The organism is Agrococcus sp. AC640b (assembly GCF_979255995.1).
In genome coordinates this window covers 27,409-34,280 of sequence record NZ_CEEDMM010000020.1, presented here as the reverse complement: position 1 = coordinate 34,280, position 6,872 = coordinate 27,409, and the positions used below count along the sequence as shown (strand labels likewise).

Annotated in this window: 7 protein-coding genes; 5 read left to right on the top strand and 2 right to left on the bottom strand. The window is 71.3% G+C overall.

The window, feature by feature from the left end:
* The first annotated feature begins 76 nt into the window (after window positions 1-76).
* On the top strand, window positions 77-955 hold the full coding sequence (locus ACZ6H8_RS08800) for a hypothetical protein (RefSeq protein ID WP_464146395.1): 879 nt from the start codon (window positions 77-79) through the stop codon (window positions 953-955).
* Window positions 956-1,208: 253 nt separating this feature from the next.
* Here the strand turns inward: ACZ6H8_RS08800 and ACZ6H8_RS08795 are convergent, their stop codons facing one another.
* Window positions 1,209-1,577: a VOC family protein gene (locus tag ACZ6H8_RS08795; RefSeq protein WP_464146394.1), complete on the bottom strand. Its 369-nt coding sequence runs from the start codon at window positions 1,575-1,577 to the stop codon at window positions 1,209-1,211.
* A gap of 60 nt (window positions 1,578-1,637) precedes the next feature.
* On the opposite strand from ACZ6H8_RS08795, the gene ACZ6H8_RS08790 reads away from it, so the two are divergent.
* On the top strand, window positions 1,638-2,105 hold the full coding sequence (locus ACZ6H8_RS08790; protein ID WP_464146393.1) for a MarR family winged helix-turn-helix transcriptional regulator: 468 nt from the start codon (window positions 1,638-1,640) through the stop codon (window positions 2,103-2,105).
* On the opposite strand, the gene ACZ6H8_RS08785 is transcribed toward ACZ6H8_RS08790, so the two are convergent.
* Window positions 2,102-2,299, bottom strand: coding sequence for a hypothetical protein (locus ACZ6H8_RS08785; protein ID WP_464146392.1), 198 nt, complete (start codon window positions 2,297-2,299; stop codon window positions 2,102-2,104). The two genes, ACZ6H8_RS08790 and ACZ6H8_RS08785, sit on opposite strands and share 4 nt — an antisense overlap.
* 160 nt (window positions 2,300-2,459) lie before the next feature.
* Between ACZ6H8_RS08785 and ACZ6H8_RS08780 the strand changes: the two genes are divergently transcribed.
* From ACZ6H8_RS08780 to ACZ6H8_RS08770, 3 genes are all read left to right on the top strand, one after another.
* Window positions 2,460-2,876, top strand: a complete 417-nt coding sequence (locus tag ACZ6H8_RS08780) for an arsenate reductase ArsC (protein WP_464146391.1) — start codon at window positions 2,460-2,462, stop codon at window positions 2,874-2,876.
* Window positions 2,877-3,134: 258 nt separating this feature from the next.
* Entirely contained in the window at window positions 3,135-4,958 is a 1,824-nt protein-coding gene (locus ACZ6H8_RS08775) for an LPXTG cell wall anchor domain-containing protein (protein WP_464146390.1), read from the top strand.
* Window positions 4,959-5,241: 283 nt separating this feature from the next.
* A complete protein-coding gene (locus tag ACZ6H8_RS08770; RefSeq protein ID WP_464146389.1) occupies window positions 5,242-6,831 on the top strand; it encodes a peptide ABC transporter substrate-binding protein in 1,590 nt (529 codons plus the stop codon).
* Window positions 6,832-6,872 lie beyond the last annotated feature (41 nt).

Below are 6,872 nucleotides of genomic sequence, written 5' to 3'. Positions count from 1 at the left end.
GTGCCGACCCCGCAGACGGGGTCGGCATGCCGCTCAGCGACGCATCTCGCCAGGCTCGTGCGCGATGCTGGGGCGCATGCGAGTCACGGATGCGGTGGAGCGAGGCGCATGGCTGCGCGACCGGATGGGCGCGTGGGCGACAGTCGCCGGCGTCGCGGGCACGGGGTTCGCGCGGTACGCACGCGTGCTGCACCCCGTCCGCGCCGACCGGCTCGACCTCACGACCACCGACCGCTGGGGATCGCACCCGGTCGTCGAGCAGGCGACGTGGCCGTGGCGCGAGGTCGCAGCCCGAGGCGGCAAGGTCATGCACCCGCTCGTGCAGTGGGGGCGGATCAGCGACGGCGAGCGGTCGCTCGAGCTCCCCGATGGATGGCGGGCGGGTCAGAGCCGTGTCGGCTGGCTCGACCCCGTGCTCCTCGCGGCGCTCACGCCGCACCTCGCAGCCGAGACGGCCACGCCCGACGACGTGCTCGCCGGGATCTGGGTCGGCTTCGGCATCCCCGTCACGACCTTCTTCACGATGTTCGACGACGGAGCACCCTCCGAGGTCGACCGCGAGGGGCTCGCGCGGCTCCGCCAGGACAGCGAGCGGCACACGATGGCCGCCTACGCACCGGAGTACCTGCGGGCCCGCGAGCACGGGCCGCAGCTCGAGCTCCCGGACCGCGAGCACGTGCTGCTCGAGACGTCGCTCGCCGAGCTCGCCGATCCTCGATGGGGATTCGACGCCGGGATCGGCTGGCAGGAGGGGCATGAGCCGCATCCCGTGCCGCAGCTGCTGTGGCCCGAGGATCACGCGTGGGTGGTCGCGACCGAGATCGACTGGGACTCGACGATCGTCGCCGGCCCGTCTGCGCTCATCGACGCCGTGCTCGCCGACCCCGCCTTCGAGGCCTTCGAGGTCTCGGCGGACGCGGACCTCTCGTGGGACGGCGACGCCGTGAACCGCTGATCGGCCGTGCCTCGTCGCCCGCGTGTCGGGGCGCTCCTCCGTCCGCCCCTCCAGCGGAGACGCACCTCCCCACCCGCCCTTCGAGGTGCGCGCGAAGATCGCCCCTTGAGGTGCGAGCGCAACGAGCCTCGAACGGGGCACCACCACCGCGACCCCGAGCACCAGTGCATCCAGCACCCTTCGAGGCTCGCTTCGCTCGCACCTCAGGGAGCGGGCAGGGGACGGCTTCGCTCGCACTCGGGGAGAGCGCGACTCACGCGCGGTCGTGCAGCGTCACGTGGTAGCCGTCGGGGTCGGTGAAGGTGAAGGTGCGGCCGAACGGGCCGTCGATCGGCGCCGCGACGATCGGGTGCCCGTCGGCGGCGAGCCGATCGTGGATGGCCTGCACGCCGGTGGCGTGGAACCAGATCGCGACGCCGATGCCGGGCTGTGCGACGGCGTCGAGATCGGCGCCGGGCACGACGTCGCGCAGCGCGAACGCGATGGGCGTCGTCTCGAAGACGACGGCGTGCGGCGGGCCTGCCTGGGCGCGGACGAGGCCGAGGTAGCGCTCGTAGAACGCCTGCGAGGCGGCGAGGTCGCGGGCCTGCAGGGAGAGGAAGTCGGGGCCGGTGGCGGGCATGATGTACTCCGATCGTGTGTCAGTCTTCTGACACGCCTCACCGTATGTCAGAATGCTGACATGAGTCAAGACCGGGCGGGCATCGACCTCGAGACGTCGCTGGGCTACCTGCTGAAGGAGACCTCGAGCGCCTTGCGCGTCGCGATGGAGGGCGTGCTGCGTACGCTCGGCATGACCGTGACCCACTACTCGTGCCTCGAGCTGCTCGCGCAGCGCCCCGGCATGTCGACCTCGCAGCTGGCGCGCGGCGCGTTCGTGACGCGGCAGTCGATGCACGTGCTGCTGCAGGCTCTCGAGCGCGACGGCCTCGTGACGCGACCCACCGAGGATCGCGTCGGCAAGGCCATCCCCACGCAGCTCACGGCGCTCGGCAGGCGCAGCCTCGAGGAGGCGAGCTTCGCGGTGCGCTCGGTCGAGGCGCGCATGCTGGGCGGCATGACGAACGACGAGCAGGCGCAGGCGTTCGCAGCCCTGCAGCGCATGCTGCACGCGCTGCAGGGAGGCGGGACCGCGGGCCCCTCCTCCTAGGCGGCGTCGCGCTCGTCGGCGACGGGCGCCATCGCGAGCCCCGCCAGGTGCGAGAGCCGGTCGAGCGCATCCTGCGCGGTGCGCATCGACGCGGCGTCGTCGGCTCGGTAGGCGATGTCGAGCGCGGTCGTCCAGGCCCGCAGCGAGTCGATGATGCCGCGGCGATAGGCGACGAGTCCGATGGTCGTGTGCATGGTCCACCTCCACGAGGCGCAGCAGCCTCGCTCGTGTGCGGACGACCGCCCCGTGCGCACCACGCTACGACGCGGGCGTTTCGGGGTCGTTGCCGGCGCGAGAAGGCTGCGCGTCGGGTGCGATCTCGCGGCCGCGCCCGCAGCCGACGATGATGGAGGCATGACCGCGCCCAAGCCCTCCGTCCTGTTCGTCTGCGTGCACAACGCCGGCCGCTCGCAGATGGCCGCCGGCTACGTGCGCGCGCTCGCGGGCGACCGCATCGAGGTGCGCTCCGCAGGCTCGATGCCCGCCGAGCAGATCAACCCCATCGCCGTCGCCGCGATGGCGGAGGAGGGCATCGACATCACGGCCGAGCAGCCGAAGGTGCTCACCACCGAGGCCGTGCAGGCCTCGGATGCCGTCATCACGATGGGCTGCGGCGACGCATGCCCGTTCTTCCCAGGCAAGCGCTACGAGGACTGGGTGCTCGAGGATCCCGCGGGGCAGGGCATCGAGGCCGTGCGGCCCATCCGCGACGCGATCCGCGCACGCGTCGAGGCACTCGTCGCCGACCTCGCGCCTCGCGACGGGCGCTGAACCCCCGGAATCCTCGCACCGCAGATCTCGGCGGGCATGGCGAGTCCCTACTCCTCTAGGGTCTCGCGCACAACGTTGGAGGCTTCCACCCTCGGCCCGGCGTCGTGCCCGACCGTACGGTCGAACGAGGTGGGCGGATCGTCGAGCGTCGCTCGCGACGCCACCGTCGTTCCAATGGGGGAGCTCCACATGGTCATGCCTTCCGTCTCCGGGGAGGGTCGGCGCAGCCGACGCTCCCTCCGCACCCGACTCGCTGCGATGGGGGTGTCCCTCGCGATCGCAGGCTCGGCCGCGCTCATCGCTGCGCCCGCCGCCTCCGCCGTCGAGCAGGACTTCTCGGTCACGAGCCCCGCGAACCTGTCCGCCGTCGACTCGACGACGCCCACGTTCTCTGGCCTCGGCACCACCGGCAGCACCGTCACCCTGACGTACAGCGGTCAGCAACTCGCGAGCTACACCGCGGGCACTGCCACCGTCGATGACGCGGGCGCCTGGTCGACGGGGCCGACGAGCTTCGCGTCCGCGAACCCCGGCGAGACCGAGAACCGCGTGCGCGTCACGGAGATCACGCCCGGCGGCGTCGAGACCGTCTTCTTCGTCACGATCACGTTCCCGACGGCGCCCGTGGCCGCAGCGGGCGTGTTCGAGCTCGACTCCCCGCTGGACGGCGAGACGCGCGACGACTTCCTGAACATCGTGCACTTCACGGGTCGTGGCGACCCGGGCAACCTCATCACCGTGCGCTACTTCGACGGCCGCGGCGGCCTCGCGGAGGCCGGCGTCGGCGAGGTGACCGCGGGGGGCACGTTCGACGTCTTCGCCACGTTCCGGGACCTCCCCGCCGGGCAGATGTTCGCGAACACGTTCACGGCCCAGACGACCCAGGACGGCGCCTCGGTCGCACGTGAGATCGGGCGCACGATCTTCTTCGCGCAGGCTCCCGTCGAGGCTGCACCGTTCCGCGTCCTGACGCCGCAGAACGGCGCGACGGTCGACTCGATCACGCCCGAGTTCACCGGCACCGGCCTTGCGGGCGACACCGTGACCCTGACCTACGGCGGCCAGGCACTCGGCACCTACGTGGCGGGCACCACGACCATCGAGGCCGACGGCACGTGGACCATCCCGACGACGGACTTCTCGGACGCGAACTTCGGCGAGACCGAGATCCGCGTCTCGGCAGAGGCGACGGGCCCCAACGGCGAGTCGCGCCCGGGCGGGGTCTTCGTGAACATCGTCCTGCCCGAGGCTCCAGCGGTGCAGATCGACTTCACGCTCGAGACCCCCGAGGAGGGTGCGACGATCGCGAACCCGCGTCTCGGCGTCGCCTACGTCGGCACCGGCGAGGCTGGCAACACGATCGTCGTCGAGTACTTCGACGGTCAGGGTGGCCTCGCGGTGGCCGGCACGGGCACGGTCGAGGACGACGGCACCTTCGAGGTCGTCGCGTACTTCGACGACCTGCCCGCCGAGCAGCTGTTCGCCAACACGTTCACGCAGCAGGAGGACGCAGATGGCGAGCGAGTCGCGGCTGAGATCGGACGCGACATCGTCTTCGGCATCGCTCCCGTCGCGACACCCCTCGCAGCACCGACGCTCGACGAGCCGGTCGTGGACGGCAGGACCGTGACCTTCTCGGGCACGGGCCTCCCCGGCGCCACCGTGGAGGTGTCGGCCGTGAACGCCGTGCCGCCGGTCGCAGCCGACGCCTCGGCGGCCATCCCCGCGGAGGGCGGCGTGCTCAGCGCGACCGTCGAGGAGGACGGCACGTGGACGGTCTCGGACACGTTCGAGCCCGGTGACTACATCGCGACCGCGACGCAGTTCACCGGCGACGCCGCAGACCGATCCGCGACGACCGACGCGCGGACGTTCACGGTCGCAGCAGCCGTCGCGCCGAACCCGACTCCCGGTCCGGGTGCTCCTGGCACGCCGGGTGCGGGTGCGGGCGGCGGCCAGGGCTCGCTGCCGGTGACGGGCTTCGACGCCTCGGCGCCGCTGCTCGCGATGGCGATGCTGCTCATGCTCGGCGGCGCAGCGGCGCTCGTCGCTCGTCGGGGGCGCGTCGTCACCGAGCGCTAGCCTCGGCGTCCACGGGTCGGCCCCCGCGTCATCGACGCGGGGGCCGACCCTTCGTCGCGTCCGCCCGCGCCTCGAGGTGCGAGCGAAGCGTGGTGCGTTCGGCGCACATCGCAGGGTGGCCCACTCCGTGTTTCCGACGCGTTAAACCTTCATTGCTTCGTGAAACTTCTGAAGGAAATGCTTGACCGGCGACGATCCGCGGGCGTCTACTTGCTCTCCAACGGCACTCGACAGCCAGCACCTCGTCGGGCGTCGCCGCATCCCACGGCACCAGGAGACACCCATGAAGCGCTCGAGACTCGCGCTCGCGGCAGCCATCACGGCATCCGCGCTCGCCATCACCGCCTGTTCGGGAGGGGGCGGCGACACCGACGCCGCCGCCTCCGAGAACGCCATCACGTACGGCGTCACCGACCCCCAGCTGCTCACGCCCGGTCGCCAGTCGATCGCGTTCGACCTCAACATGGCGGTGTGGTCGCCGCTGACGTTCCTCAACAACGACGGCTCGCTCGACTACATCCAGGCCGAGTCCGTCGAGTCCGACGACGCGACGACCTGGACGATCGCGCTGCGCGACGGGTGGACCTTCCACGACGGCACCCCCGTGACCGCGCAGTCGTACGTCGACTCGTGGAACGCCGTCGCCTACGGCCCGAACGCCATGGAGAACTCCGGCCAGCTCGCGAACATCGTCGGCTACGCCGACCTCAACCCCGCAGAGGGCGAGCCGGCGACCGAGGAGATGTCGGGTCTCGAGGTGGTCGACGACCTCACGTTCACCGTCACGCTCACGGGCCCCGACGGGCAGTTCCCGCTGCAGATCACGCAGGCGATGACCGCCTTCTTCCCCATGCCCGAGTCGGCGCTCGACGACCTCGACGCCTACAACACCCACCCGATCGGCAACGGCCCGTTCGAGATGGTCGACGACTACGTCGAGAACGAGACGATCGTCGTCACCGCCTACGAGGACTTCGCAGGCGACGAGCCCACGATCGACCAGATCTCGTTCGTGCCGTACACCGACGAGGCCACCGCCTACACCGACGTGCTCGCAGGCAACCTCGACGTCAACGGCGTGCCCGCCAGCCGTCTCACGCAGGCCGAGGGCGACTTCGGCGACCGTCTCTACTCGTTCGAGGCGCCCGGCATCTCGTTCCTCGGCCTGCCGCTGTGGGACGAGCGCTACCAGGACGTGCGCGTGCGCCAGGCCATCTCGATGGCGATCGACCGCGAGACGATCATCGACGTCGTCTACGGCGGCACCTACGAGCCCGCGACGGCGTGGACGCCGACGATCGAGCCCGGCACGCCAGAGGGCATCTGCGCCGAGTTCTGCGAGTACGACCCCGAGGCTGCCGCCGCGCTGCTCGAGGAGGCAGGCGGCTTCGAGGGCACCATGGAGATCTACTTCCCCGGTGGCGGCGGCCTCGACCCGCTGTACGAGGCGATCGCCAACCAGCTGCGCCAGAACCTCGGCATCGACGCCTCCGCGAGCCCGTCGTCGGACTGGGCCGAGTTCCTCGCCACCCGCACGGCGGGCGACGTCGACGCCCCGTACTTCAGCCGTTGGGGCGCGCTGTACCCGAGCCAGCAGGCCACGCTGCGCGTGTTCTTCATCGAGGGCGGCGGATGCGACAACTGCATCCCCTACTACGACGCCGACGTGGCGGCCGCGATGGCCGCCGCCGACGCCGACACCTCAGGCGACGGCACGGCGTACGCCGCCGTGCAGGAGCTCATCCAGGCCGAGTTCCCTGCGGTGCCGCTGTTCAACGAGACGTACTCGTACGTGACGAGCGAGCGCATCGCCGACCTCGTCACCTCACCGGTCGGCAACCCGACCCTGCGGGAGATCGTGCTCGCCGACTGACGCGAGCGACGACCCCGTCCGGCGGGGCGGCCCACCAGGGC

Bases quoted from the DNA above. Each gene is read 5' to 3' on its own strand.
- ACZ6H8_RS08800 (WP_464146395.1), top strand. From the start codon at position 77: ATGCGAGTCACGGATGCGGTGGAGCGAGGCGCATGGCTGCGCGACCGG.
- ACZ6H8_RS08795 (WP_464146394.1), bottom strand. From the start codon at position 1,577: ATGCCCGCCACCGGCCCCGACTTCCTCTCCCTGCAGGCCCGCGACCTC.
- ACZ6H8_RS08790 (WP_464146393.1), top strand. From the start codon at position 1,638: ATGAGTCAAGACCGGGCGGGCATCGACCTCGAGACGTCGCTGGGCTAC.
- ACZ6H8_RS08785 (WP_464146392.1), bottom strand. From the start codon at position 2,299: ATGCACACGACCATCGGACTCGTCGCCTATCGCCGCGGCATCATCGAC.
- ACZ6H8_RS08780 (WP_464146391.1), top strand. From the start codon at position 2,460: ATGACCGCGCCCAAGCCCTCCGTCCTGTTCGTCTGCGTGCACAACGCC.
- ACZ6H8_RS08775 (WP_464146390.1), top strand. From the start codon at position 3,135: ATGGGGGTGTCCCTCGCGATCGCAGGCTCGGCCGCGCTCATCGCTGCG.
- ACZ6H8_RS08770 (WP_464146389.1), top strand. From the start codon at position 5,242: ATGAAGCGCTCGAGACTCGCGCTCGCGGCAGCCATCACGGCATCCGCG.